Origin of the sequence: Neisseria sp. HMSC058F07 (assembly GCF_001810035.1) — a bacterium.
Lineage (GTDB): Bacteria > Pseudomonadota > Gammaproteobacteria > Burkholderiales > Neisseriaceae > Neisseria > Neisseria perflava.
This window is the reverse complement of the sequence record NZ_KV799706.1, coordinates 1-24901: the sequence shown is the minus strand read 5'-3', so window position 1 is coordinate 24901 and position 24901 is coordinate 1. Positions and strand designations below refer to the sequence as shown.

General features: G+C 48.2%; 21 protein-coding genes, 1 tRNA gene and 1 riboswitch. Of the genes, 16 read left to right on the top strand and 6 right to left on the bottom strand.

Annotated features, from left to right (window positions below; all coding sequences use genetic code 11):
* Positions 1-36: 36 nt before the first annotated feature.
* Both HMPREF2696_RS08205 and fdx read left to right on the top strand, forming a co-directional pair.
* Complete coding sequence (locus HMPREF2696_RS08205; RefSeq protein WP_004519250.1) at positions 37-399, top strand: TIGR02328 family protein; 363 nt, start codon at positions 37-39, stop codon at positions 397-399.
* A gap of 92 nt (positions 400-491) precedes the next feature.
* Positions 492-833 (top strand): ISC system 2Fe-2S type ferredoxin, encoded by a 342-nt coding sequence (gene fdx / locus HMPREF2696_RS08200; RefSeq protein ID WP_004519249.1) that lies wholly within the window; start codon positions 492-494, stop codon positions 831-833.
* 75 nt (positions 834-908) lie between these two features.
* Here the strand turns inward: fdx and HMPREF2696_RS08195 are convergent, their stop codons facing one another.
* Positions 909-1529, bottom strand: a complete 621-nt coding sequence (locus HMPREF2696_RS08195) for a hypothetical protein (RefSeq protein ID WP_004519248.1) — start codon at positions 1527-1529, stop codon at positions 909-911.
* Positions 1530-1828: 299 nt separating this feature from the next.
* Here HMPREF2696_RS08195 and iscX point away from each other — a divergent pair, with 299 nt between their 5' ends.
* The 3 genes from iscX to metE all read left to right on the top strand — a co-directional run bounded on the left by iscX (position 1829) and on the right by metE (position 5445).
* A complete protein-coding gene (gene iscX, locus HMPREF2696_RS08190; protein WP_039861945.1) occupies positions 1829-2026 on the top strand; it encodes a Fe-S cluster assembly protein IscX in 198 nt (65 codons plus the stop codon).
* Between the two features lie 171 nt (positions 2027-2197).
* The gene (gene metF, locus HMPREF2696_RS08185; RefSeq protein WP_049323818.1) at positions 2198-3079 is read left to right on the top strand and encodes a methylenetetrahydrofolate reductase; all 882 of its coding nucleotides are present in this window, start codon (positions 2198-2200) and stop codon (positions 3077-3079) included.
* A gap of 89 nt (positions 3080-3168) precedes the next feature.
* Positions 3169-5445 (top strand): 5-methyltetrahydropteroyltriglutamate--homocysteine S-methyltransferase, encoded by a 2277-nt coding sequence (gene metE / locus HMPREF2696_RS08180; protein WP_004521067.1) that lies wholly within the window; start codon positions 3169-3171, stop codon positions 5443-5445.
* A 92-nt stretch (positions 5446-5537) separates the two neighbouring features.
* Here the strand turns inward: metE and HMPREF2696_RS08175 are convergent, their stop codons facing one another.
* Both HMPREF2696_RS08175 and ilvE read right to left on the bottom strand, forming a co-directional pair.
* Positions 5538-7778, bottom strand: coding sequence for a right-handed parallel beta-helix repeat-containing protein (locus HMPREF2696_RS08175; RefSeq protein ID WP_070588515.1), 2241 nt, complete (start codon positions 7776-7778; stop codon positions 5538-5540).
* 1085 nt (positions 7779-8863) lie between these two features.
* Positions 8864-9862: a branched-chain-amino-acid transaminase gene (gene ilvE, locus HMPREF2696_RS08170; RefSeq protein ID WP_049344435.1), complete on the bottom strand. Its 999-nt coding sequence runs from the start codon at positions 9860-9862 to the stop codon at positions 8864-8866.
* Between the two features lie 213 nt (positions 9863-10075).
* Here ilvE and HMPREF2696_RS08165 point away from each other — a divergent pair, with 213 nt between their 5' ends.
* The 3 genes from HMPREF2696_RS08165 (at position 10076) to HMPREF2696_RS08155 (ending at position 12236) form a co-directional block, all read left to right on the top strand.
* Positions 10076-10399, top strand: coding sequence for a LapA family protein (locus HMPREF2696_RS08165; RefSeq protein ID WP_004521063.1), 324 nt, complete (start codon positions 10076-10078; stop codon positions 10397-10399).
* A gap of 25 nt (positions 10400-10424) precedes the next feature.
* Complete coding sequence (gene lapB, locus HMPREF2696_RS08160; RefSeq protein WP_049330690.1) at positions 10425-11594, top strand: lipopolysaccharide assembly protein LapB; 1170 nt, start codon at positions 10425-10427, stop codon at positions 11592-11594.
* 186 nt (positions 11595-11780) lie between these two features.
* The gene (locus HMPREF2696_RS08155; RefSeq protein ID WP_004521061.1) at positions 11781-12236 is read left to right on the top strand and encodes a GNAT family N-acetyltransferase; all 456 of its coding nucleotides are present in this window, start codon (positions 11781-11783) and stop codon (positions 12234-12236) included.
* A gap of 76 nt (positions 12237-12312) precedes the next feature.
* Here the strand turns inward: HMPREF2696_RS08155 and HMPREF2696_RS08150 are convergent, their stop codons facing one another.
* Both HMPREF2696_RS08150 and recC read right to left on the bottom strand, forming a co-directional pair.
* Entirely contained in the window at positions 12313-12819 is a 507-nt protein-coding gene (locus HMPREF2696_RS08150) for a thioredoxin family protein (protein ID WP_004521060.1), read from the bottom strand.
* Positions 12820-12822: 3 nt separating this feature from the next.
* Positions 12823-16122, bottom strand: coding sequence for an exodeoxyribonuclease V subunit gamma (recC, locus tag HMPREF2696_RS08145; RefSeq protein ID WP_004521059.1), 3300 nt, complete (start codon positions 16120-16122; stop codon positions 12823-12825).
* 199 nt (positions 16123-16321) lie between these two features.
* Between recC and HMPREF2696_RS08140 the strand changes: the two genes are divergently transcribed.
* Positions 16322-16398 (top strand) — tRNA-Pro (locus HMPREF2696_RS08140).
* A gap of 48 nt (positions 16399-16446) precedes the next feature.
* Here HMPREF2696_RS08140 and HMPREF2696_RS08135 read toward each other — a convergent pair.
* Complete coding sequence (locus HMPREF2696_RS08135) at positions 16447-17325, bottom strand: lysophospholipid acyltransferase family protein (RefSeq protein WP_004521058.1); 879 nt, start codon at positions 17323-17325, stop codon at positions 16447-16449.
* 108 nt (positions 17326-17433) lie between these two features.
* Positions 17434-17544, top strand: a riboswitch (SAM-I-IV-variant riboswitch).
* A 173-nt stretch (positions 17545-17717) separates the two neighbouring features.
* Between HMPREF2696_RS08135 and metK the strand changes: the two genes are divergently transcribed.
* From metK to HMPREF2696_RS08100, 7 genes are all read left to right on the top strand, one after another.
* Positions 17718-18887, top strand: coding sequence for a methionine adenosyltransferase (gene metK / locus HMPREF2696_RS08130; RefSeq protein WP_004521057.1), 1170 nt, complete (start codon positions 17718-17720; stop codon positions 18885-18887).
* Positions 18888-19058: 171 nt separating this feature from the next.
* Positions 19059-20126, top strand: a complete 1068-nt coding sequence (locus tag HMPREF2696_RS08125; RefSeq protein WP_004521055.1) for a DUF1176 domain-containing protein — start codon at positions 19059-19061, stop codon at positions 20124-20126.
* A 124-nt stretch (positions 20127-20250) separates the two neighbouring features.
* Positions 20251-20571 carry an accessory factor UbiK family protein gene (locus HMPREF2696_RS08120; protein ID WP_004521053.1) on the top strand — a complete coding sequence of 107 codons (321 nt, stop codon included), beginning with the start codon at positions 20251-20253 and terminating at the stop codon, positions 20569-20571.
* 13 nt (positions 20572-20584) lie between these two features.
* Positions 20585-22081 (top strand): YifB family Mg chelatase-like AAA ATPase, encoded by a 1497-nt coding sequence (locus HMPREF2696_RS08115; protein WP_049337086.1) that lies wholly within the window; start codon positions 20585-20587, stop codon positions 22079-22081.
* A gap of 154 nt (positions 22082-22235) precedes the next feature.
* Positions 22236-23303 carry an SPOR domain-containing protein gene (locus HMPREF2696_RS08110; protein WP_049337087.1) on the top strand — a complete coding sequence of 356 codons (1068 nt, stop codon included), beginning with the start codon at positions 22236-22238 and terminating at the stop codon, positions 23301-23303.
* Positions 23304-23314: 11 nt separating this feature from the next.
* Positions 23315-23956, top strand: a complete 642-nt coding sequence (locus tag HMPREF2696_RS08105) for a thiol:disulfide interchange protein DsbA/DsbL (RefSeq protein ID WP_049344447.1) — start codon at positions 23315-23317, stop codon at positions 23954-23956.
* 44 nt (positions 23957-24000) lie between these two features.
* Entirely contained in the window at positions 24001-24825 is an 825-nt protein-coding gene (locus HMPREF2696_RS08100; RefSeq protein ID WP_049337089.1) for an undecaprenyl-diphosphate phosphatase, read from the top strand.
* Positions 24826-24901: the final 76 nt, after the last annotated feature.

Below are 24901 nucleotides of genomic sequence, written 5' to 3'. Positions count from 1 at the left end.
TTATCTAAATATCCAAAAACTGAAACGATTTCTTTTATGCGACTCTGGCACCAAACCCTTATCCCCCTACTCCCCCGCGCCCAGCTTTTGGGGCAACACCGCGAATGCGCTGCTTTACGCGGAGCGGGCTGGGGCAGGCCGCATGCGACGGTTAATTACGTTTTTACCCACTCACCCTACAAACTCTACCTGTATCACGTATTGATTATGGAAGAGATGGAAAAGCGCGGTTACAAACCGGATGTTTTATGGAAAGACCCACTATATCGCGGCAAAGCCGTTGCCCCATACCATTCACACGCGATTGAAGCATCTACTTCGCCGATTTATGCCGAACATGATGATGCTTATCTAGACGAATGTCTGGAAAATTTAAGAAGTAAAGGCATCATGTTATAAACCCATTTTTCAGACGGCCTGAATATTGAATACCCAAGGCCGCCTGAAGCCGCTTTAACCACAACCACTCTTAAACAACCGAGACAATAAAAATGCCAAAAATTACCGTACTCCCACACGCGACATTATGCCCCGAAGGCGCGGTTATCGAAAACGCACCGGAAGGCCAAACCGTCCTTGACGTACTGCTCGACCACGATATCGAAGTCGATCATGCCTGCGAAAAATCCTGCGCCTGCACAACCTGCCACGTGATTATCCGCAAAGGTTTTGACAGCCTGGAAGAGCCGACCGAATTGGAAGAAGACCTGCTCGACCAAGCATGGGGTTTGGAAGCCGATTCACGCTTGAGCTGTCAGGCAGTCGTTGCCGATGAAGATTTGGTCGTAGAAATTCCTAAATATACAATCAACCACGCTCGCGAAGACCATTAAAACGAGGTTTAATGAAAAGGCCGTCTGAAACCATAAATTCATGGTTTTCAGACGGCCTTTTGGTTATGCAGCAAACTATTTGATATGAGGAAAAATAAAACGCATACGCGAAATCTGCATGGAGGCCACCTTCTGCGTAGCTGAATAATTTTCAATTTTTTCTTGCATTCTGATTTGATGCATATTGCCGTTATAACGGGGAGCAGCATTCTGAGATTTGTTTACTGTCGGCAGTTCAGCCTCAGCCTTCAACGCTTCCTCCGCCTCAATGGCCGAAAGTGCAGCCTCATCTCTTACCAAACCGAAACGCTCGATAATGGCATTGGCTTCATCTATATAATGAGATTTGTCCGCGCCATTTTCCAACACCGCATCTTCAAGCACGACCGACAAATGCTTGCCGCAATTTTCGATACGCTCTGCGATACGCGAATAAACCATCCAACGTTTCAACCTCAATGCGCCTGCATCGTCATTGGGTGAAGCGGCATCCAGTTTAATCAAACCATAATGCTTGCCGTAATACAGACGGAACACCAGCTGCTTCAAACCTTCTGTTTCGTCCAGCATCCGATAAAGTTCACGAACCAACAACAGCAAACGGTCGAATGCACCTGCTTGGGACAGATACTCCGGATCATCGGAAGCGAGCGCGTAAATCAGCTTGGACAGCTTGGCGTTGAGTGCGTTATTCATCTTTTTTCCTTTTATTTTTAAGCGATGGATTGTCTTAAGAGCCGTTCCAAAAAATTTGGTTGCATAACAAAGTGTAAATTTTGTATGAAAACCAAATCATACAAAGCGGAATAGAAAGTATAAAACGGCAGATTGCCGTGAATTTTAAGTGTCTTGCCGTATTTTAACGCAACTATGCTATTTTGTTAAAAAATAGCGCCATCATTTATCTGCCAATCTTCCGTAAAACAATCTGGCAGTCCAACTTCTTCTTGATTAAAATAATTACTAATAGCCCAAACCCAATAAAGGAACACATCATGAAATGGACAGATACCCAACGCATCGCCGAAGAACTCTACGACTTACACGGCGACAGCATCGATCCGAAAACCGTACGCTTTACCCAACTGCGTGATTTAATTATGGCTTTGCCTGAATTTGACGATGACCCGACGCGTTGCGGCGAGCGTATTCTCGAAGCCGTGCAACAAGCGTGGATAGATGAAGCAGAATAATCTTTCCCCACTTCCCTATCAAACAAGACCTCAGACAGTTTTTCAGACGGCCTGAGGTCTTTATTAAATTTATTCATACAATTTCGGAAAATTTCGAAATTGACTCATACCAACCTCAAATTTATTATGCAACCTGACAACAAATAAAAGATATGCAGAAGGTGCATAGCCATGAATCACGCTCGAGAAATCGCCGCTTTAAACAACAGCCTTTCTGATTTAAAAGGCGACATCAATGTTTCATTCGAATTTTTCCCGCCGAAAAACGAACAAATGGAAACCATGCTGTGGGATTCCATCCATCGCCTGCAAACCCTGCATCCGAAATTCGTTTCCGTAACCTACGGTGCAAACTCCGGCGAACGCGACCGCACACACAGCATCGTCAAACGCATCAAACAAGAAACCGGCCTTGACGCTGCCCCCCACCTGACAGGTATCGACGCCAGCCCTGACGAGTTGCGCCAAATCGCCAAAGATTATTGGGATAGCGGTATCCGCCGCATTGTCGCCCTGCGTGGCGACGAGCCGCCCGGCTACGAGAAAAAACCTTTCTATGCCGAAGATTTGGTCAAACTGTTGCGCTCCGTTGCCGACTTTGATATTTCCGTAGCAGCCTATCCAGAAGTGCACCCGGAAGCCAAATCCGCACAAGCCGACTTAATCAATCTGAAACGCAAAATTGATGCGGGTGCAAACCACGTTATTACCCAATTTTTCTTTGACGTGGAAAGCTATCTGCGCTTCCGCGACCGTTGCGTGATGATGGGCATTGACGTTGAAATTGTTCCCGGCATCCTGCCCGTAACCAATTTCAAACAATTGACCAAAATGGCCCAAGTGACCAATGTCAAAATCCCAAGCTGGCTGTCTAAAATGTACGAAGGTTTGGATGACGACCAAGGCACGCGCAACCTTGTTGCCGCCAGCATCGCCATCGACATGGTCAAAGTCCTCTCGCGCGAAGGTGTCAAAGACTTCCACTTCTACACCCTCAACCGCAGCGAACTGACTTACGCCATCTGCCATATTTTGGGTGTACGCCCCCGTTAATAAAACAGACGGCCTCCCCATTCTGATTTACAATATCGAACATTCAGGCCATACTGGCCTGATTCAAAATTCCAACTAGGAGAGTTAACATGACAACATTGCATTTTTCAGGCTTCCCGCGCGTCGGTGCCTTCCGCGAATTGAAATTCGCACAAGAAAAATACTGGCGCAAAGAAATCAGCGAGCAAGAATTGCTGGCTGTTGCTAAAGACTTGCGCGAGAAAAACTGGAAACACCAAGCTGCTGCCAACGCTGATTACGTTGCTGTAGGCGATTTCACTTTCTACGACCACATCCTCGACCTGCAAGTTGCTACCGGTGCCATCCCTGCCCGTTTCGGCTTCGACAACCAAAACCTGTCTTTGGAACAATTCTTCCAACTGGCCCGCGGTAACAAAGACCAATTCGCTATCGAAATGACCAAATGGTTCGACACCAACTACCACTACTTGGTGCCTGAATTCCACGCCGATACCGAATTCAAAGCCAACGCCAAACACTACGTTCAACAACTGCAAGAAGCCCAAGCTTTGGGTCTGAAAGCCAAACCGACCGTTGTTGGTCCGTTGACTTTCCTGTGGGTTGGTAAAGAAAAAGGCGCTGTTGAATTCGACCGTCTGAGCCTGTTGCCTAAACTGTTGCCTGTTTACGTTGAAATCCTGACTGCTTTGGTTGAAGCCGGTGCCGAGTGGATTCAAATCGACGAGCCTGCTTTGACTGTTGACCTGCCTAAAGAATGGGTAGAAGCATACAAAGACGTTTACGCTACTTTGAGCAAAGTAAGCGCCAAAATCCTGTTGAGCACTTACTTCGGTTCTGTTGCCGAACACGCTACTTTGCTGAAATCCCTGCCTGTTGACGGCCTGCACATCGACTTGGTACGCGCTCCTGAACAGCTGGACGCATTTGCCGACTACGACAAAGTTCTGTCTGCCGGCGTTATCGACGGCCGCAACATTTGGCGCGCCAACCTGAACAAAGTTTTGGAAACTGTCGAGCCTCTGCAAGCCAAACTGGGCGACCGTTTGTGGATCTCCAGCTCTTGCTCTCTGCTGCACACTCCATTTGACTTGTCAGTTGAAGAAAAACTGAAAGCCAACAAACCTGACCTGTACTCTTGGTTGGCATTCACCCTGCAAAAAACCCAAGAATTGCGCGTTCTGAAAGCCGCATTGAACGAAGGTCGTGATTCTGTTGCCGAAGAACTGGCCGCTAGCCAAGCTGCCGCCGACTCCCGTGCCAACAGCAGCGAAATCCACCGTGCAGACGTTGCCAAACGCCTGGCCGATTTGCCTGCCAACGCAGACCAACGCAAATCTCCATTTGCCGACCGTATCAAAGCGCAACAAGCATGGTTGAACCTGCCTTTACTGCCGACTACCAACATCGGTTCTTTCCCACAAACTACCGAAATCCGCCAAGCACGTGCAGCCTTCAAAAAAGGCGAACTGTCTGCCGCAGATTACGAAGCCGCGATGAAAAAAGAAATCGCCTTGGTGGTTGAAGAGCAAGAAAAACTGGACTTGGACGTACTGGTACACGGCGAAGCCGAGCGTAACGACATGGTTGAATACTTCGGCGAATTGTTGAGCGGTTTTGCATTCACCCAATACGGCTGGGTACAAAGCTACGGCTCACGTTGCGTTAAACCACCTATCATCTTTGGTGACGTAAGTCGTCCTGAAGCCATGACTGTGGCTTGGTCTACTTACGCTCAAAGCCTGACCAAACGCCCGATGAAAGGTATGTTGACCGGCCCTGTAACCATTCTGCAATGGTCTTTTGTCCGCAATGATATTCCTCGCTCTACCGTGTGCAAACAAATCGCACTGGCTCTGAACGACGAAGTATTGGATCTGGAAAAAGCCGGCATCAAAGTCATCCAAATTGACGAACCTGCCATCCGCGAAGGTCTGCCTTTGAAACGTGCCGATTGGGATGCCTACCTGAACTGGGCCGGCGAATCTTTCCGCCTGTCCTCTACCGGTTGCGAAGACAGCACCCAAATCCACACTCATATGTGCTATTCTGAGTTCAACGACATCCTGCCTGCCATCGCTGCTATGGACGCTGACGTCATCACCATTGAAACTTCACGTTCCGATATGGAGCTCTTGACCGCGTTCGGCGAATTCAAATACCCGAACGACATTGGCCCAGGTGTTTACGACATCCACAGCCCACGCGTACCGACTGAAGCTGAAGTTGAGCATCTGTTGCGCAAAGCCATCGAGGTTGTACCGGTTGAACGTCTGTGGGTTAACCCGGACTGCGGCCTGAAAACCCGTGGCTGGAAAGAAACTCTGGAACAACTCCAAGTGATGATGAACGTAACCCACAAACTGCGTGCCGAACTGGCTAAATAATGTGAGTTAGATGAAAAGGCCGTCTGAAAATTTTCAGACGGCCTTTTTTTATTTATCAATATTTAAAACATAAAGATTACGACTTCAACAACTTACAAAATCCCTGTCGTTGTATGATGTTCTTCCACTCCTGATGTATACACGTTCTGAGTATGGTGATACACAGTCTCTTTAGTCGTTTCAACAATATGGTTAGCTTCTGACAAGATATCGCTCAATGCCACTTTACTGCCGGTCGTATTCACCTTTTTCAGTGCTGCGCCGTTATGGCTATTGCCTTCAGAATACGTCTTGATGTCGTTTTCAAAGCGCAGCCATGAATCATACAGTTTGCCTTTAATGTCCGTCATGATTTTGTTGTTGGCTACATTTAAAGATGCTTTGCCTTTAGGGTTGGTACTGTGTACGTCTACCAAAGCATCATTCAGGGCACCACCAAGTTTCAATGTGTTATTGGTGATGTTGTACTCTTTGGCATTGCTCTTTAAATAGGCAAATTCAACATAGCCTTCAGATTCTTCGCGCACGGAAATTTTGTTGTTGTGAATTGTCACCGCACCATGCATAGCGACATTGCCATGGTGTTCTTCCACATAAACCGGTACTGCGCCTTTCATAATCTTACCAATATCGGCATCATTGCCGCTGATGGTAATGGTACCGCTACCAATGCCGTTTTTAGATAAAACGCGGTCGTAGGTATCGTTGATGACGGCAATCAGATATTTGGTAGATTCGCCGCTGATCTTGTTGTTTGCCATATTGAGCGTGTAATCCATTTTGCTTTCATGGTTACGGAACTCAATCGCGTAGGTCTGAATATTGTTTTGATAAACCGTCAGATTTTTAATGACATTATCGCTAATATCGAAATAACCTTTATCAGCCGAGTGCAAATCTTTGTATTGGGTATTGGTTTGTACCTGAATCCCTGAATACATGTGGTAGTACTTACCCAAGTCATCATCAACATTCAAACGGAAGCTCGGGTCTTGGATAATGGTATTGCCCGTAATTTTGACTTTATCCATAGAAAACTGGCGGTTGTAGGCAACAATACCATACAGCCGGTCACCCGTTAACACATTGTCTTCAATGACAATGCCTGTACCATCATGCACATCCAAGCCTTTGCGGTAGTTGTGGTCAGTCGTGTTTTTACGGTATGTGATGCCGTAATTGTAACTACCCGCAGCCACAGCCATACCATAGCCGGTACCGCCGTCCGCTTCGTGGCCGTTCCAATCCAAACGGTTGCCCTCGCCGATAAAGTTTTGTTGGAAACCGATCAGCGCACCGGCAACGCGGTTGTGGTGCAGATACGAATCAACAATACGGTTGTTTTCACCCAAAGGCAGCGCTTCGTATTTTTCATCAATTTCGCCGCTTTGTACGCGCGCTTTAAAGGTCAGTTTTTGACCTTTTTCCGTTTCCAAAGAAGCGGTTGACGTAAACATCACACCAGCACGATTGGCACCGGAAACCTCTACTTTGCTGATTAAAGTATTGTCCGCATCGTTCACTAAAATGCCGTTTACCTTGCCAAAATAGCTTAAGCCTTTGCGGTAAAAATCAGGGTTGGTATATTGAACCGACAAGTCGGCAATGGTTTTATTGTTTTGCCCATCAACCAAAATACCGGCAAATTCGCGGATATCGTCATGGTTGGTGTCCGGATTGAACACGCCCGTCTGCGCTTTATCAAACGTTACTTTGGTTTTGCCCATACCCGAACCAAACAAACCGCGTGCGCCGGAAACGGTTTTATCCATCACAATCTGGTTGGAAATATAGTAAGTACCATCCAAGAAGACCATGGCTTTTTCTTTATGAGCCGCTTCTAAAGCTGCTTTAAATGCCTGAAGACTGTCTTTTTTACCCTGCGCATCGGCACCAAAATCATTCACACGAACGTAATTACCGTACTCTTTAGATTCATACACGCGGTATTTTCCGGATAGGCCTACCCTGCTTTCAGCATGGTCGTCAATTTTGTTTGCTTTACCCGAACTGAGGTGGCCGTCGTGGCTATTGATTGCTTTTTTACCGGAAGAAACGCCCGCTATTTTGTCATGGCCGTCTGAATCCTTCAGATTCTTTTTATGAACAATCTCAACGGTTTCTTTTTCTTCGGCAATTCTGTCTTCCTCCTCTTTCTCTTTGCGGGCGGCTTCTTGTTTGGCTTTACGCTCTGCAATCGCTTTTTCGACTGCCGCTTTATGCGCTTCTTTTGCGCGTTCGACCGCCTTTGCTTTGGCAGCGGCAGCCTCGGCTATTTTTTTTGCTTTAGCCTCTTCGTAAATTTTTTGCTTTTCAGCCAGAATTTTTTCCATCGATTTATTGACTGGTTTAGCTGCCGTTGCTTTATCGGTAGCGGCAGGTTTATTTGTTACTTTAGGCGCAATGATATGTTTACTGGAAACGCTGCTTACAGAAGCAACACTGGCCCGTGCAACATGCATTTTTGTCACAAGGCCGTCTGAAGATGATGATGAACTGTCAAATCTTGCTGCCTCCGCCACATGCACTACTTCTCTCGTTACCGTATTTTTACCGCTTAATTGCTTAAGCTCAGGAGAAACCGACGGCATATCCCCCCAATTGTGGGTATGTATCCATTCTTTTAGAGGAGAAGATGATTTGGAATTTGCTTCAGGTGTGGATGAGCCGTGACGAATGTGGGTACGGCCAAGAGGAGCAAGTTTATGTGACATAATCAGCGTATTTCCTTGTATCGAATATCGCCTTTCCCACCGCACAAGCGTGCAACAAAAAAGCCGATTGATTAAAGAGGTAAGACGGATTCTGTCGTAACAACAATTGCCTGTATAAAGGCCAAACTGAAGTTGGCCGCTTTGAGAAACTCGGCAGCGTTTCCCCTTCTGCCGGTTTTCTGATTGGAAACGGTCATGGTGTCAGACAGAACCCTTGGATGACTTTATATAGGCGATCTGTCCGCGTACCATGTATCCGGTTATTTTTGACGGAAATGTATCAGAGTCCCTTTTTAATTGATTAGTTCATCCAGAGTTAAGTTATTTTTGATTTTTATAGCAAAATAAAAATGGTTTTATCTTGCACTGGTTTCCTTTTTGACTTGACAGAGTGAATCCCGCGAAGCCAAAAAGGAGGGAAATTCTAACACGATATGTTTTTAGCATTCCCTATTTAACTAAATTTACAAAATATACAGAATAAATATCTATAACTGTTTTTAACTTCTTTTAAAAATCAATAAAATTCGATATTTCCAATATGTATTTTTACAACATGACTGCGCATTATATACCGATTATCTAAAAATACTACCGTTTGTTTAAAAAATTTAGCATTTTATTATCGCTTTTTCCTTCTAAATGCCAATAAAAAAAGCCGTCTGAAAAAATATTTCAGACGGCCTTTTATATTAACGTTCTACTTAACAAACTTCGACCAACCAGCCGTGTTTGTCTTCTGTCAAACCGTATTGAATGTCGGTAATCGCCTTACGGATTGCGTAACCGCGCTCTTGGCTCTTCACTTCAATTTCTTTGCCATCAATCACGAAAGAAGTTACTGGAGAAATAACCGCAGCCGTACCAGTCAGAATCGCTTCCGCACCATTCTCAATCGCAGTTTTCAGCTCGTCGACAGTAAAGTTGCGCTCGGTAACAGTGTAACCCAAATCTTTGGCAACAGTCAGCACGGAATCACGGGTAACGCCGTGCAGGAATTCATCTGTCAACGGTTTGGTAATGATTTCATCGCCGTTAATCAGGATAAAGTTGGACGCGCCGGTTTCCTGAACGTCGCCATTCGGGCAGAACAATACTTGGTTTGCACCATGCTCTGCTTTGGCTTTCAATACCCAAGGCATGGCGGAAGCGTAGTTGCCGCCGCATTTCACACGACCCATATGTGGGGCGCAACGGATATGTTCGGTTTCCACCAAGATTTTAACGGGCGAACCGGCTTTGAAATAGTCACCGACAGGAGAAGCCAGAATGTACAGCAAGGCTGTTTCGGAAGGAGAACCGGCTTTGCCGATCACAGGGTCGGTACCGATCAAAGTCGGACGCAGGTACAAAGCGGCAGGCGCATCAGGGATTTCCTCGGCGGAACGTTTGACCAATTCGATCAAAGCATTCAAATAAGCCTCTGTCTCAGGACACGGTAGGTGCAGAATATCTGCGCTTTGCTGCATACGCGCGATGTTAGCAGTCGGGCGGAACATCACGATTTTGCCGTTTGCCTGACGGAATGCCTTCAAACCTTCAAAACATTCGCTGCCATAATGCAAAGCATGTGCGCCGGGGGCGAGTGTCAGGTCTTTGGAAGATTGCCATTCTACCGGTTGCCATTTACCTTCACGATAAGCGATAACGGGCATTTCAGCGTGGAAAACGCTGCCGAATACGGCTGGGACTGGTCTGCTCATGATGATTGCCTTTCTTATTCTGATTTGTAAGATAATAACTAAAGACTGAACAATACGCCTTTCAATATGGGTTTGACAAGTACCCGTCAGCATAAAGACACCATCTCCCCTGCCGTCTGAAACATGCCGTTCTATCCGAAATCCGGCAAATCGTTTAAACTGATACCATTTTTCAGACGGCCTGCCCCAACCGCAGCCAACCCGGAGTAACCCATGAAACTCATCTATACCATCATCAAAATCCTGATTCTTCTTGTTTTCCTCCTGCTGGCCATTACCAATACCCACACCGTATCCTTCTTCTACCTGCCCGGCCAAAACATCAATCTGCCGCTAATTGTCGTGCTTTTCGGTGCATTTATTATCGGTATCGTGTTCGGTATGTTTGCCCTCTTCGGCCGTCTGCTGTCCCTGCGCAGCGAAAACAACCGCCTGCGTGCCGAAGTGAAAAAATACGCCCACCTTTCCGAAAAAGACCTGACCCCGGTCAAAACCGAAACACCGGCAACGACTTCCGAAGCCACTCCCAAAGCGTAATGCCACCAATCAATAAAGGAATACCATGGACAACGAATTGTGGGTCATCTTACTGCCCATCGTCCTCCTCCCCGTTTTCTTCGCTATGGGCTGGTTTGCCGCGCGCGTCGATATGAAGACCGTCCTGAAACAGGCTAAAAGCATACCGGCAGGGTTTTACAAAAGCCTTGACGCCCTCGTTGACCGCAACAGTGGCCGCGCCGCGCGCGAATTGGCGGAAGTGATTGACCAACAGCCGCAGTCATACGACTTAAACCTGACCCTAGGCAAGCTCTACCGTCAACGCGGCGAAAACGACAAAGCCATCAATATGCACCGCGCCCTGCTCGATTCGCCCGACACAGTCAACGAAAAACGCGCGCGCGTGCTTTTTGAATTGGCGCAAAACTACCAAAGCGCAGGCTTGGTGGACCGTGCCGAACAAATCTTCCTCGGCTTGCAGGAAGGCGATATGGCACGCGAAGCCCGCCAACACCTTTTGAGTATTTACCAACAAGACCGCGACTGGGAAAAAGCCATCGAAATGGCGCAACTCTTGAGCCATGACGAACAAACCTACCAGTTTGAAATCGCCCAGTTCTATTGCGAAATCGCCCAAGCCGCACTGTTCAAGTCCAACTTCGACGCCGCACGCTACAACATCGGCAAAGCACTCGAAGCCAACAAGAAATGTACGCGCGCCAACATCATCCTCGGCGACATCGAATACCGTCAGGGCAACTTCCCTGCCGCAGTAGAAGCATATTCCGCCATCGAGCAGCAAAACCACGCCTATCTGAGCATGGTCGGCGAGAAACTCTATGAAGCCTATGCCGCGCAAGGCAAACAGGAAGAAGGCCTCAACCGCCTCATCGGCTATATGCAGACCTTTCCCGATCTTGACCTGATCAACGTCATCTACGAGAAAGCCCTGCTGCTCAAAGGCGAAACCGAAGCGGCGCAAATCGCTGTCGAACTCGTCCGCCAAAAACCCGACCTCAACGGCGTGTACCGCCTGCTTGGTTTGAAACTCAGCAATATGAATCCGGAGTGGAAAGCCGATACCGATATGATTCGTTCCATTATCGGCCGCCAGCTGCAAAAAAGCGTCATGTACCGCTGCCGCAACTGCCACTTCAAATCCCAAGTCTTCTTCTGGCACTGCCCAGCCTGCAACAAATGGCAAACCTTTACGCCGAATAAAATCGAGATTTGATCAAACGTTGAGCATCAAAAAAGGCCGTCTGAAATCTTTTCAGACGGCCTTTTTATTACAAAGCAAAGAAAGGAAGCAAGAATCGTTCCAACAAGAAAAAAATAAAGTTGAATCATACTTAATTATTCGGAAAAAATATGAGAAAGAGTATAATAGTTGGATATAAGAGAAGTTTTAGGAGCAAATATGAAAATTCACTTTGAAAAAGGACTTCAGTTAGAAAATGCCCAACTCATTTGTCAGTGGTCTAATGCTTTGGGAGAAAGTTTTCAGAAGCAATGGATGGGGCCAAAGATTTCTTATCCCTTGATTGCCCAATCCTTGCAAAAGATGGAAGGGATTTTTTCCATTTTTGTTGGAGAAGAGTTTGTAGGCATCATCCAGAAAATCAAACTAGAAGATAAAAATCTTCATATTGGAAGATTTCTCATAGCTCCACAGAAGCAGGGAAAAGGATTAGGTAGAAAAGCTTTTCAATACTTTCTTCAAGAAATGTTTGAAAATGAAGAAATAGAAAGTATTTCCCTAACGGTTTTTGAGTCAAATCAAATAGCTAGAGACCTCTACCAAAAAGAGGGATTTGAAATTGTTCAAACCATTGAAGTTCCAGAACGTAAATACATAATGAGAAAATCTAGGTAAGAACTAAATTACACTAGAAATTGTCCCCTTTATCAAAGTGGCTCAAAATATAGTCTTACACACCAACAATATCTACTCAACAACGCTGCTCTGCCCATGCCAACGCCGCTACAATCTGAGCCTCAATATCGGCATTAAATTCGCCGGCACGGTACGCATCGCGCAATTCCGTGCGACCGGTTTCATCTGCCGCAATTTGGTTTAACACCACTTGCGGAAACTCGTTAAACACAGGCCCGGCCTCTTCATGCCCCATCAGGAACAGTGCAGGAATTTTTTGGTTGGTACGGACGATTTCCTGTTGGCGAGGATTATCGAAACGGCTGCTGTCGTCAAAATCGTTACGGGCAATATAGTTGACGCGGATATTGGGGTTCAACTCCGCCATTTTCTGAATAAACGGCACAAACACGCGACAATCAGGACAATATGGCGCAGCGGCAAGCAACCAGTTTTGCGGACGACTGATCTTTTTAACCTCTGCTACCGTTTGCGCCGACAACTCGGTCGCCTGATAGAGTTGCTGCTGTTTCAATTTGTCTTCTTCAGTATCAAAATCCAAATATTCTGCATAAGTGGCCATGCTTTACTCCTGTTCTGTTGCATTGGTTTTCCCTGCTACGCCGGTCAAAAGTGGAACAAGTAGATTGACGACGAGGTTTTCAAATAGTGGCTCATCAAGCGGCGATTCTTCCGAATGACCAAACACCAGCTTCACTTCGGTATATTCTTTCTGCCCTTTGCTCATTTTATTGCCATTAAAAACATCATGGGCTTTTCTCAAGGCAGCATCCCAATCCTCTTTCTTGTTGTACTCCTCCGCAGCGGCAAGGCTGGTTTTGGCAAAAAACGGCAAGGGGGTATTTTGTCCGATTCGGAAATATACCAACCATTCTTTCAAAAGTGCCCTCGCCACCTCTTGCCCGATGGCGGCATAGGTTTCGGTCTGTCCCAGGCTGACAATATAGGTTTGTCGGCTTTCAACGGATTTAGGGGCGATGGCGCAAAAAATCAAATGCTCCAATAAACGGGCAATGCGGTTGGGTGCATTGTCTTTTTGATTTAGGAACACAATGCGGCCGCACTCATAAAGATTGCCGATGGTGCCTTGTAAAACCAAATCGTCAAAGGATTCTTCATAAGGTTCAGACGGCCTTTTGTTACTGTGTATCAACTCGGTATCCACGTTTTTCGCAGATATCTGATACTGCTTCTGCCATAAGCCGCCCAACTCGCCTACCGGCATCAGACTTTCTGCATTCAGCCGAATGGCCGTATCTTCAAAATCTTCACCTTTGCGCCGCGCATCCAAATAGGCATCGGCAATCCGACCTTCATGTTGCGGCTCAAACGGTTCGGCAGATTCCCATGCGCCGTCCAGATACGGCTGATCCCAGCTTAAATTTTTCTTCAGCCAAACTTTGACAGGATTGCGCCAAAAACTGATGAGTTCGCCTTGATGAATGGTTTTGCCCGGCTCTTCCTGACTTAAAGCCTCAAGGAAAAACGGCTGCGCTTCCGCTTGCGGTTGGTTCAATGCATCGGCATAATCTTGGCGCGTACTGAAGAGGCCGTCTGAAAGCGCGTCCTTTTGGAAATAACGGCGCGAAAACGCCTGCAAAGGATGATGTTTCACCCATTTCTCCGACAACTCACGCCCGCTTTTCCCCGTCATGGCGGCGATGGTATCCAGCAGCTCGCTGATTAATGAAGACGGCGCAAACTCGGCATCATTGCGTATATCGCGGCCGATATAAGACAAATACAACATTTCGCGCGCGCTGATTAAGGCTTCGAGGAAGAGATAACGGTCGTCGTCACGGCGGGCGCGGTCGCCTTTTTTCGGATGTTTGGCAATCAGGTCGAACACCGCCGCTTTGGTATTGCGAGGAAAATCGCCGTCATTCAAACCCAGTAGGCAAACCATTTTAAACGGCAGGCTGCGCATCGGCACCATACTGCAAAAAGTGATGCCGCCGCTCAAAAATCCGGCTTGGCTTTCGCTGTCCAAAAAGCGGCGGATATGGCGGATAACGGTTTTACACGGCAACAATCCGTCAAATTCGGCCAACTGCGCCTCTTCCTGCCATTTCGCCAAAGACTGCTCAAACTGCTGCTTGGCGTATTGGTCGTCCGTATCCGGAGCAAACAGTTTCTCCAGCAAATCACGGCAACGCTGCACCCAGCTCTCCACATTGGCAGGCTCTTGCCATTGCGCCGCCATATCGGCTAAAGTACGGATAAATTCGGCAAAACCGCTGAACACGTCCAGCTGATTGACATTGCTATGCCACGCGCTCACGCCCTGCCACATGCCGTTGCCGCCTTCAGGCAGCATCCAGCCCAAGGCCAAACGCTCTACCGCCTGCTGCCAAGTAAAGAGGTTGTCTTTACCCTCGCGCATGGTTTGGTCCAACCCCCAATGCACATTCAATCCGGCAACAGTCTCATGCAGCAGCGGCACATCCTCTTCGCTCAAACCGAAGCGTTGCAGCACCAACCAACTCTCCAGTAAAGGCAAAACCTTGTCCACTTCAAACCGGCTCTCCAGCAAGTCCAAAGTTTGCGCCAAAGCATACAGCAAGGGCTGACGGCGGCTGAGTTTCACATCCGAAATCGAATACGGCAAAGCCTGGCTGCCTACATGCTCCTGTCCAAAAACGGCTTCGATAAACGGACTGTACGGCTCGATGTTCGGCGTCAAAACGGCAATATCGTGCGGCTGCCAGTCGGGATTTTTTTGCAACACCAGCGACAGCTCTTCTTTCAAAATCTGCAATTCGCGCAAAGGGCTGTGTGCCGCAACGATTTTGACTGAGCCGTCGTTCAGCAGCTTGTCCGGCTCGACACACACTGGATTGCCGTCCGCATCGTGAACCTGAACCAAAGCCTGCTGCGCGCCTGCTTCGCCTTCTTCCTGTTGATATAAGCGTTCAGACGGCATGATCAAGTTTTGGATATCGTTTTGCAGGCAATGCAACAAGGTATCGTCTCTTCCCTCTTCATAAACCTGAATATCCTGCTCGGTTTCCACTTCCGACAGAAAATCAAAGAAATCGCGTCCCTGCTTGCCCAAAGAAGCCAACAGCGGATGCCCTGCCTGCGACAAATCCGCCTCATCGCCCCTTTTCAAAATTTGCGCCTCGTCGATGACCTCGCCCCAATATTGGCTGCTCGGGTTGAGCGCGAACACAAACACATCGCAATGCTTGGAAATTTGGTGCAGCAGTTGCAGATACATCGGTGCCATTGTCGAAATGCCGAATACAAACAACCTTTGCGGCAAAACCGATTTATCCAACTGCGCCAACAGCTTTTCCCACAAGGCCACGCGGTGCGGCGCCGATTGGCTGCCATCATCCAAATAACGCCACAGCCGCGCCTGCCAATCCTCATCATCGCCCAAACCCAGCAGCTTCCCAGCCTGCCACGCATCAATCCAATCCGGGCGGTACACCAAATATTGGTCGAAAATATCTGCCATCTGTCCGGCAAGCTGATAATCCGCCGATGCCGAGCTGTGCAAATAACTTTCCAGCTTCAGGCGCACGTTTTCGTACTCCGGGGCCGTCTGAAACGCTTCGCTGCGGAACAAATCCAGCAAACGCCAGCGCATAACTTCAGGCGAAAACGGACTGAGCGGCGGCACATCGGGAACCAATTTGCGCATCAGCTGCCACGCCAAACCGGCAGGCAGGCTGAACTTCAAATTCGCCGCCACGCCGAGTTTGCGCGCGAAAAACACATTCAGATAACGCCGCATCCCCTGGCTCTGCACCACCACTTCTTCCTGTGCCAATACCACATCCAAAGGCAAGGCCTGATGAATATGCGCGCACATTTCGGCAAGCGCTTCCAAACGGTCGGACTGATAAAGATAAAACATAGCAGACAATCTAAAAAACAATTGCCCACATTATAATGCCATTAGGACAAATGCTTCAGCAGAAGCGGCAAACAAAAACACAGGCCGTCTGAAACACATCGCTTCAGACGGCCTAAAACAAACCCATCGACAGCCAATTATTAATTATTTATCGACCCCTGTACAAACCGGCTTCTCCTATCCTATAATTTCCCACATTCGGAATGTAGCGCAGCCCGGTAGCGCACTTCGTTCGGGACGAAGGGGTCGGAGGTTCGAATCCTCTCATTCCGACCAAATACAAAACCTGCTTGAGTCCAAGCAGGTTTTTTACATTCGGCAAGCCTATATTTCCGGCGGGAAAGGCGCGCCTTCGGGATGTTTGTAGCGGTTGTACATAAACAAATATTGTTCCGGAAAACGGCGTATCCAATACTCGGTATTTTCATTGATCACGCGCGCGTCGTTCTCCTTATCGCCGTTCAACTCGCCGCGCAAAGGCTCTATATGCAAGACAAAGCCTTTACCGTCGGGCAAACGCTCGCCGCAGAAAAACAAAGCCTTCACGCCTTTGACTTGCGCCAGCTTGCCTGCCAACGTCATGGTGTAGGCAGGTTTGCCGAAAAAGTCCACCCACACGCCGTCGCCTCCTTCTTCCGGAGACGGTACATGGTCCGGCAACACAATGGTCGCTTCGCCGCCGCGCAGCGCTTTGATGATTTGTTTGACGCCCTGAATGCTGGTCGGTGCAGTCTTGCCTTTACCGCGCACGCGCCCTGCCTGCATCACCGCATCAAATGCCTTGATTTTCGGCGGCTTGTACATCGCCGTCAGCGGAAACGGCAGTTGCTGGCTGATGTAACGACCCGCCAAATCATAGCTGCCGATGTGCGGCGTGATAAACAGCAAACCTTCGCCCGCGCTCAAGGCCGTCTGAACATGTTCCCAACCGTTGACACTGACAAACAGGTTTTCAATTTCCTCAGGTCGTCTGAAAAACGCCACCGGCAATTCCAAGCCGCCTTTTGCTGTTTCACGGAAAATTTTTTTCACCGCCTCGTCCGTCGGGTTCAATCCGGCAAGTTTCATGTTTTCGAAAACACGCCGGCGATCTTTCGACAGCAAGCGGAAACCCAAACTGCCGAGCAGGTTGCCTAATTTGTGCAACCAAACCAAAGGCAGCGCGGCCAAAAATTTAAAAACAAAGGTAACAAGCGTTTGCATAAGGTTTTACCAAAATGAAGTGGACAGATTGTAAACGAAACAGGCCGTCTGAACAAAACAGACTTCGGGCAAATATATTGCGACACACCTGCTTTTCTGCTACTATCCGCGCTGCATTAAGAGTTGGGAATTCCATGCCAACCTGCTTTTCAAACGGAAAGGTAAGGTGGACGGTTGAAAAACCGATGTGGCTCGCCAGAGCAATCCAAACCCGCTTAATGCGGGAATTTTTTTGCCTGTAAGAAACGTGCAACAGGATTCCGAAACAGCAGACAAGTGCGAATGTTTCTCACTTGTATAGAGAAAAAGCGGAGTTTTTGTTATGATTTCCGCTGTCCGAAATAAAAGGCTGTCTGAAAACACAGCAGCCTGTTTTTAATGAAAGAATAGCAATGAGCGAATATCTGTTTACTTCCGAATCGGTATCCGAAGGCCATCCGGATAAAGTTGCCGACCAAGTATCCGATGCGATTTTGGATGCCATCTTGGCGCAAGACCCCAAAGCGCGTGTCGCAGCAGAAACCTTGGTCAACACAGGCTTGTGCGTATTGGCAGGCGAAATCACTACCACCGCCCAAGTGGACTACATCAAAGTTGCACGCGAAACCATCAAACGCATCGGCTACAACTCCTCCGAGCTGGGCTTTGATGCCAACGGCTGCGCAGTCGGCGTGTACTACGACCAACAATCTCCGGACATCGCCCAAGGCGTGAACGAAGGCGAAGGCATCGACCTGAACCAAGGCGCGGGCGATCAAGGTTTGATGTTCGGCTATGCCTGCGACGAAACCCCTACCCTGATGCCGTTTGCCATCTATTACAGCCACCGCCTGATGCAACGCCAAAGCGAATTGCGCAAAGACGGCCGCCTGCCTTGGCTGCGTCCTGATGCCAAAGCCCAACTGACCGTGGTTTACGACAGCGAAACCGGCAAAGTAAAACGCATCGACACAGTCGTCCTGTCTACCCAGCACGATCCGTCTATCGGTTACGAAGAGCTGAAAAACGCCGTGATCGAACACATCATCAAACCGGTTCTGCCGTCTGAACTGCTGACCGACGAAACCAAATACCTGATCAACCCGACCGGCCGCTTCGTTATCGGCGGCCCGCAAGGCGACTGCGGTTTGACCGGCCGCAAAATCATCGTCGATACCTACGGCGGCGCAGCTCCGCACGGTGGCGGTGCATTCTCCGGCAAAGATCCGTCCAAAGTGGACCGTTCCGCCGCTTACGCCTGCCGCTACGTTGCGAAAAACATCGTCGCCGCCGGTTTGGCAACCCAATGCCAAATCCAAGTTTCCTACGCCATCGGCGTTGCCGAACCGACTTCGATTTCCATCGATACTTTCGGCACCGGCAAAATCAGCGAAGAAAAACTGATTGCCCTGGTTCGCGAACATTTCGACCTGCGCCCTAAAGGCATCGTCCAAATGCTCGACCTGCTGCGCCCGATTTACGGAAAATCCGCCGCCTACGGCCACTTCGGTCGCGAAGAGCCTGAATTTACTTGGGAGTGCACCGACAAATCAGCCGCATTGAAAGCAGCCGCAGGCGTGTAAAAAAATAATAAAGGTCGTCTGAACGGGAGTTTCAGACGGCCTTTTTACATCTAAATATTCAAAACCTTTTTACGAACGACACATCGTATTTTCACAAAAACAGCGCAACGAAACCTTGGATTGCTATGCTGTCTTTGTGAATCTACATAAATAAAATTGAAAGCATACATCATGAAGAAATGGCTGCTGGCTGTTTTGCCTGCCACCGCACTGGCTGCTCCGCCTCAAGGCTTTTATCAAAATTACAAAGACTGGGACATTGCTTGCGACAATACCGGCACCTGCCGTCTTGCCGGATACCAAGCAGATGAAATAGAACCACCGGTTTCTATCCTGTTTACCCGACAAGCAGGGGCGAATGCCGCAGTAATTGGCGAAGTTTCCCTACTGCCATTTAATGACGATGAAGCACAACTCGCCAGCATTGCAACCCGCAACGAATTGGTATTGAACGGTAAATCACTGGGCAAATTGGCGTTCAATAAAAAAGGCCAAGGCAAATTGAGCAGCGCGCAAACCAGTGCCTTACTCGAAGCATTGAAAAAAGAGAGCAAAATCAGCATCCGCTCTGGAAAATATGAATGGCATTTGTCCGACAAAGGCGCAGCGGCGGCGATGTTGAAAACGGACGAATTCCAAGGCCGTCTGAACACACCTTCCGCACTGATACGCAAAGGCAACAGCAGTCAGGCAGTCCTCAATCCTCAACCCAAACCCGTTATCCGCGCCGTTGCCGTGCCGAAAAATGCAGGCGATACGCTGGAGCAAAACACGCCGCGCCACAATGCCGTCATGAAACTGCTGCGAGACAGCAACAACTATGCTCCCACTGACGATGACAATTACTGCCCCGCCCTGCATGATAAAGAGCACATGGATTGGAATCGCAGCCTAAGTATTTATCCGCTCAACAAACAACAAGTATTGGTAGAGGCCATCTGTATCGGCGGAGCCTATCAAACCGGCGGCTACTATGCCATTGCCAACAAAGAATTAACCAAAATCGAACAAGTGCTACCGCCAATGACATACGGCGGTCACGGTGGATTCGATGAGAAAACAGCCACCCTTAGCGGCAGCTTCAAAGGCCGAGGGATCGGCGACTGCTGGTCTGGTAATGCAGCGGTGTGGGACGGTAAAACGTTTGTCCGCAGTGAGGAACACACCACCGGTTCATGCAAAGGCTTCACAGGCGGCGCGTGGCTGATGCCTATTTTTGAAGCCCGTGTTGAACGTTAAAATACACGGAATATTTACGATAGAAAGCAAAGGCCGTCTCAAAATTCCCGTTTTCAGACGGCCTTTTTCCTTATACAATAGCCACTTGAATTTCTATATACATTCTGAATAAAGGATACGGATTATGTTCGGCAAACAACTTTTTGAAGAAGTCAGCTCCAAAATCAGCGAAACCATCGCCAACAGCCCTGCCAAAGACATGGAAAAAAACGTTAAAGCCATGCTCGGCAGCGCGTTCAACCGCATGGACTTGGTGACCCGCGAAGAATTCGACATCCAACAACAGGTTTTGATTAAAACCCGTACCAAACTGGCCGAATTGGAAGCCCGTTTGGTCAAACTCGAAGCCGCTCAAGAGCCTGAAGAAGCTGCTTTGAAAGCGGCCGAAGCTGCTGCGGAAGAAGCTGTTGCCGAAATCAAACAACAAACTGAAGCTGCCGAATAAGGCCGTCTGAAACATGTCGCTTGCTTTGGTTTACAGCCGCGCCTTAAGCGGCATGAATGCGCCGTTGGTCGAAGTGGAAGCCCACCTTGCCAACGGCTTGCCACATTTCAATATCGTCGGCTTGCCCGATACTGAAGTCAAAGAAAGCCGCGACCGTGTGCGTGCCGCCATCATCCAAAGCGGTTTCGACTTCCCCGCCAAGAAAATTACCGTCAACCTCGCACCGGCCGACCTCCCCAAAGAATCCGGCCGTTTCGATTTACCGATTGCCTTGGGCATTCTTGCCGCATCGGGACAAATTAATCCTGAAAAGCTCGCGCAATATGAGTTTGCCGGAGAATTGGCGCTGTCCGGGCTGCTGCGTCCCGTACGCGGCGCGCTGGCCATGGCATGGCAGGGAATGCAGGCAGGTCGTTCGTTCGTCTTGCCGCAAGAAAATGCCGAACAGGCTGCCGTTATGCGCGGTATCGCGGTTTATGGTGCGCGTTCTTTAGGCGAAGTGGCCGCACATTTAAACGGTATCGAACCGCTGACACAAACTGAATGCAAGCTGACGCAAAGGCCGTCTGAACAAAGTAAAATACCTGATTTAGCCGATGTTAAAGGCCAGCATACCGCTCGCCTTGCTTTAGAAATCGCAGCGGCAGGCGGACACAGCCTGTTGATGATGGGCCCGCCGGGTACGGGCAAATCCATGCTTTCGCAACGTTTGCCCGGCATCCTTCCGCCTTTGACCGAAGACGAATTGGTCGAAGTATGGGCTTTGCGTTCGCTCCTGCCCAACCATCAACAGCAACTCGACAGCAACCGTCCTTTCCGCAGCCCTCATCACAGTGCCAGCTCGGCTGCTATGGTGGGTGGCGGTTCAGACCCGCGTCCGGGCGAAATTTCATTGGCGCACCACGGAGTGTTGTTTTTAGACGAATTGCCCGAGTTTGACCGTAAAGTATTAGAAGTGTTGCGCGAACCTTTGGAAAACGGCGAAATCCATATTTCCCGCGCCGCACGCCAAGCAGTTTATCCGGCCAAGTTCCAACTTGTCGCCGCCATGAACCCCTGCCCTTGCGGCTATCTTGGTCATCCATCCAAACCTTGCTGCTGCACGCCTGAAAGCGTTGCCCGCTACCGCAACAAAATTTCAGGGCCATTGCTCGACCGTATTGATTTAACCATCGAAGTACCCAGCCTTTCCGCTGCCGAATTGATGCAACAAGAAGCAGGCGAATCCAGTGCCACAGTATTGGAACGCGTTACCGCCGCACGCAAAATCCAATACAACAGACAAGGCAAAGTCAATGCCGAACTGAGTGTCAGCGAGCTCGATGGTAAAGCCCGCATCCAAAAAGAAGCGCAAGAAGCCTTGGGAACCATGCTCGAAAAACTATCCCTTTCCGCTCGAAGCTTCCACCGCATCATGCGCGTTGCCCGTACGCTGGCTGATTTGGCAGGCGACGAAGAAGTCAGCAAAACCCATGTGATGAAAGCCATCGGCTTCCGTCGCGCCCTTTAACTTTTCAGACGGCCTGAATCTTTATGTTTAAGTAAAACTAGAGTAAACAAAGCATCAGGATTTTGCCGTCCATAACGGTTATTGATAAAATATCGAATCCAAACTCAGACAGTCTCCCTTCAGGCCGTCTGAACACATTATTACAAGGTAAGTCATGAAAAAATCTACACAATATGGCAAAGGCTTGGCCGGTTTCTTTTTCGGCCTGATACTGGCAACAGGTATTATTGCCGGTATTTTGTTCTTCTTGAACCAAGGCAACCAAAACGTTTTCAAAGAGCTGACTCAGCCTAAACAAAGCGAAGAACCTGAAATCCTGAAACCTCAGGACAAAGCAGAGAAACGCCCAACCACCGACACTTCATCTACCCAAGCAGATGAAGAAAAAGCCAAAGCAGAAAAAGAAGCTGCTGAGAAAGAAGCCAAAGCTAAAGAAGAGGCTGAAAAGGCTGCCAAAGAAGCTGAAGAAAAAGCTCAAGCGGAAAAAGAAGCTCAGGAAAAAGCCGAACAAGCAGAACGTGAAGCCAAAGAAAAAGCAGAGAAAGCCGCTACCGATAAAGCCGAACGTGAAGCCAAAGAAAAAGCTGAAAAAGCCGCCGCCGACAAAGCCGAACGTGAAGCCAAAGAAAAAGCCGCAAAAACGGAAGCAGAAAAAGAAGCCGCCAAGAAAAAACTGTCCGAGAAAAAAGCCGAATTAGAGAAAAAACGCGCAGAAAAAGCCAAAGCTGAAAAAGAAGCTACTGATAAAACTGCAAAAGATAAAAAAGCAGCCGACCAACTGACCGACAAACAAAAAGAGCGTGCCGAGCGCAAATTGGCTGAGAAAAAAGCAGCCGAAGCCAAAAAACAAAACAAGCCGACACCTGAGCAAATCCTCAACAGCGGCAGCATCGAAAAAGCACGTAAAGCAGCAAATGCCTCTGCAACAAAAGAAAGCAGCAACGCTGCAAATAAACAGTCAGCAGAAAAAGCCGAAGCAGCTGCCAACAGCGGTAAAAAAGCCTTCCTGCAACTTGGTTCATATGCAGACCGTTCCAGCGCAGATTCACAACGTGCAAAACTGGCTATTTTAGGTGTTTCTTCCAAAGTGGTTGAATCGCAAAACGGCGACAAAACCATTTACCGAGTTCAAAGTAACACTATGCAGCAGGAAGCCGCTGTGAAACTGCAAAAAAACCTGCAAGACCATAATATCAACAGCTTGATTCGTTCTACCAAATAATGGAATCACTGATGAAGCAGCGTATGAAACAAACCATTGCCGTACTCAGCCTGATCCTGCTCAGTCTGAGTGCGCAGGCTGCTACCGAAGGCGTGGACTATACCGTTCTTAGTCGCCCTATCCCGCAGCAGCAAGCCGGAAAAATTGAAGTGCTAGAATTTTTCGGCTACTTCTGCGTCCATTGTTACCATCTCGATCCAGTTTTGTTGCAACACAGCAAAACCTTTGCCAAAGATGTTTCCTTACGGACAGAACACGTCGTTTGGATGCCTGAAATGTTAGGCTTGGCCAAAGTAGCCGCTGCCGTCAATCTTTCAGGTTTAAAATATCAGGCCAATCCAGTCATCTTCAAAGCTGTTTACGAACAGAAGATTAACTTGGCTGATGCAAATGTATTCCGATCATGGGTCGGCAAACAGACAAGTTTTGACAGTCAAAAACTACTTCAAACCTACAATAGCCCTGCTGCCGCGTCGGCTGCTGCAAAAATGCAGCAATTGACGGAAACTTATCGAATTGAAAACACACCAACTGTCATCGTCGGTGGTAAATACAAAGTCAATTTCAATGGTAGCGACTGGAAAGTCGGTATGAAAACCATAGACGAGCTCATCGTCAAAGTCCGCCGCGAACAATCCTCAAAACCACTTTAACTATTCAACAAAAGAAAGACGGCCTCAAGGCCGTCTGAAAACTTATGGACATTTTGATTTTATTTAAAGCACTTATTCTCGGTATTATCGAAGGTTTAACCGAGTTCCTCCCTATTTCAAGTACCGGTCACTTGATTGTATTTGGCGACTTAATGAATTTCCAAAGCAACGGAAAAGTATTCGAAATTGCCATCCAGCTCGGTGCCGTATTAGCCGTCGTATTCGAATATCGCCAACGATTTACCCATATCATAAAAGGACTAGGCAAAGAGCGAACAGCCAATCGCTTTGTGCTGAATTTATTTATCGCGTTCATCCCCGCTGCGATTGTTGGCCTCTTATTCAGTAAACAAATTAAATTGCATCTTTTCAACCCCATTACTGTTGCTACTATGCTAGTACTCGGTGGTTTCTTCATTTTATGGGTTGAAAAACGCCAAACAACAGCCAAACCTAAAGTCAATCATGTAGACGATATGCGCCCAATCGACGCATTTGTTGTAGGATGCGCCCAAATTTGTGCCCTTATCCCTGGGACATCACGTTCAGGCAGCACCATCATGGGCGGTATGCTGTGGGGATTAGAACGTAAAACGGCTACCGAATTTTCATTCTTCCTTGCTGTACCAATGATGATTGCGGCAACAGGTTACGACATCTTAAAAAACTACAAACTCTTTACCTTACAAGATGTCGGACAAATTGCCATCGGTTTTATCGCAGCATTTATCGCCGGTCTATTGGCAGTAAAAGCTTTGCTGAAATTTATCTCCAGTAAAAACTATGTACCTTTTGCCTACTACCGTATTGTATTTGGTGGTCTGATTCTCCTTACTTGGATGCTGGGCTGGGTCAGCTGGAGCGAATAGCCCCTCTCCCTAAAGGACGTGCCTGAGCACGTCCTATTTCTTTATCCGCTTCCTCCCTTTAGATCAGGTTTCTACC

Bases quoted from the DNA above. Each gene is read 5' to 3' on its own strand.
- HMPREF2696_RS08205 (WP_004519250.1), top strand. From the start codon at position 37: ATGCGACTCTGGCACCAAACCCTTATCCCCCTACTCCCCCGCGCCCAG.
- fdx (WP_004519249.1), top strand. From the start codon at position 492: ATGCCAAAAATTACCGTACTCCCACACGCGACATTATGCCCCGAAGGC.
- HMPREF2696_RS08195 (WP_004519248.1), bottom strand. From the start codon at position 1,529: ATGAATAACGCACTCAACGCCAAGCTGTCCAAGCTGATTTACGCGCTC.
- iscX (WP_039861945.1), top strand. From the start codon at position 1,829: ATGAAATGGACAGATACCCAACGCATCGCCGAAGAACTCTACGACTTA.
- metF (WP_049323818.1), top strand. From the start codon at position 2,198: ATGAATCACGCTCGAGAAATCGCCGCTTTAAACAACAGCCTTTCTGAT.
- metE (WP_004521067.1), top strand. From the start codon at position 3,169: ATGACAACATTGCATTTTTCAGGCTTCCCGCGCGTCGGTGCCTTCCGC.
- HMPREF2696_RS08175 (WP_070588515.1), bottom strand. From the start codon at position 7,778: ATGGAAAAAATTCTGGCTGAAAAGCAAAAAATTTACGAAGAGGCTAAA.
- ilvE (WP_049344435.1), bottom strand. From the start codon at position 9,862: ATGAGCAGACCAGTCCCAGCCGTATTCGGCAGCGTTTTCCACGCTGAA.
- HMPREF2696_RS08165 (WP_004521063.1), top strand. From the start codon at position 10,076: ATGAAACTCATCTATACCATCATCAAAATCCTGATTCTTCTTGTTTTC.
- lapB (WP_049330690.1), top strand. From the start codon at position 10,425: ATGGACAACGAATTGTGGGTCATCTTACTGCCCATCGTCCTCCTCCCC.
- HMPREF2696_RS08155 (WP_004521061.1), top strand. From the start codon at position 11,781: ATGAAAATTCACTTTGAAAAAGGACTTCAGTTAGAAAATGCCCAACTC.
- HMPREF2696_RS08150 (WP_004521060.1), bottom strand. From the start codon at position 12,819: ATGGCCACTTATGCAGAATATTTGGATTTTGATACTGAAGAAGACAAA.
- recC (WP_004521059.1), bottom strand. From the start codon at position 16,122: ATGTTTTATCTTTATCAGTCCGACCGTTTGGAAGCGCTTGCCGAAATG.
- HMPREF2696_RS08135 (WP_004521058.1), bottom strand. From the start codon at position 17,325: ATGCAAACGCTTGTTACCTTTGTTTTTAAATTTTTGGCCGCGCTGCCT.
- metK (WP_004521057.1), top strand. From the start codon at position 17,718: ATGAGCGAATATCTGTTTACTTCCGAATCGGTATCCGAAGGCCATCCG.
- HMPREF2696_RS08125 (WP_004521055.1), top strand. From the start codon at position 19,059: ATGAAGAAATGGCTGCTGGCTGTTTTGCCTGCCACCGCACTGGCTGCT.
- HMPREF2696_RS08120 (WP_004521053.1), top strand. From the start codon at position 20,251: ATGTTCGGCAAACAACTTTTTGAAGAAGTCAGCTCCAAAATCAGCGAA.
- HMPREF2696_RS08115 (WP_049337086.1), top strand. From the start codon at position 20,585: ATGTCGCTTGCTTTGGTTTACAGCCGCGCCTTAAGCGGCATGAATGCG.
- HMPREF2696_RS08110 (WP_049337087.1), top strand. From the start codon at position 22,236: ATGAAAAAATCTACACAATATGGCAAAGGCTTGGCCGGTTTCTTTTTC.
- HMPREF2696_RS08105 (WP_049344447.1), top strand. From the start codon at position 23,315: ATGAAGCAGCGTATGAAACAAACCATTGCCGTACTCAGCCTGATCCTG.
- HMPREF2696_RS08100 (WP_049337089.1), top strand. From the start codon at position 24,001: ATGGACATTTTGATTTTATTTAAAGCACTTATTCTCGGTATTATCGAA.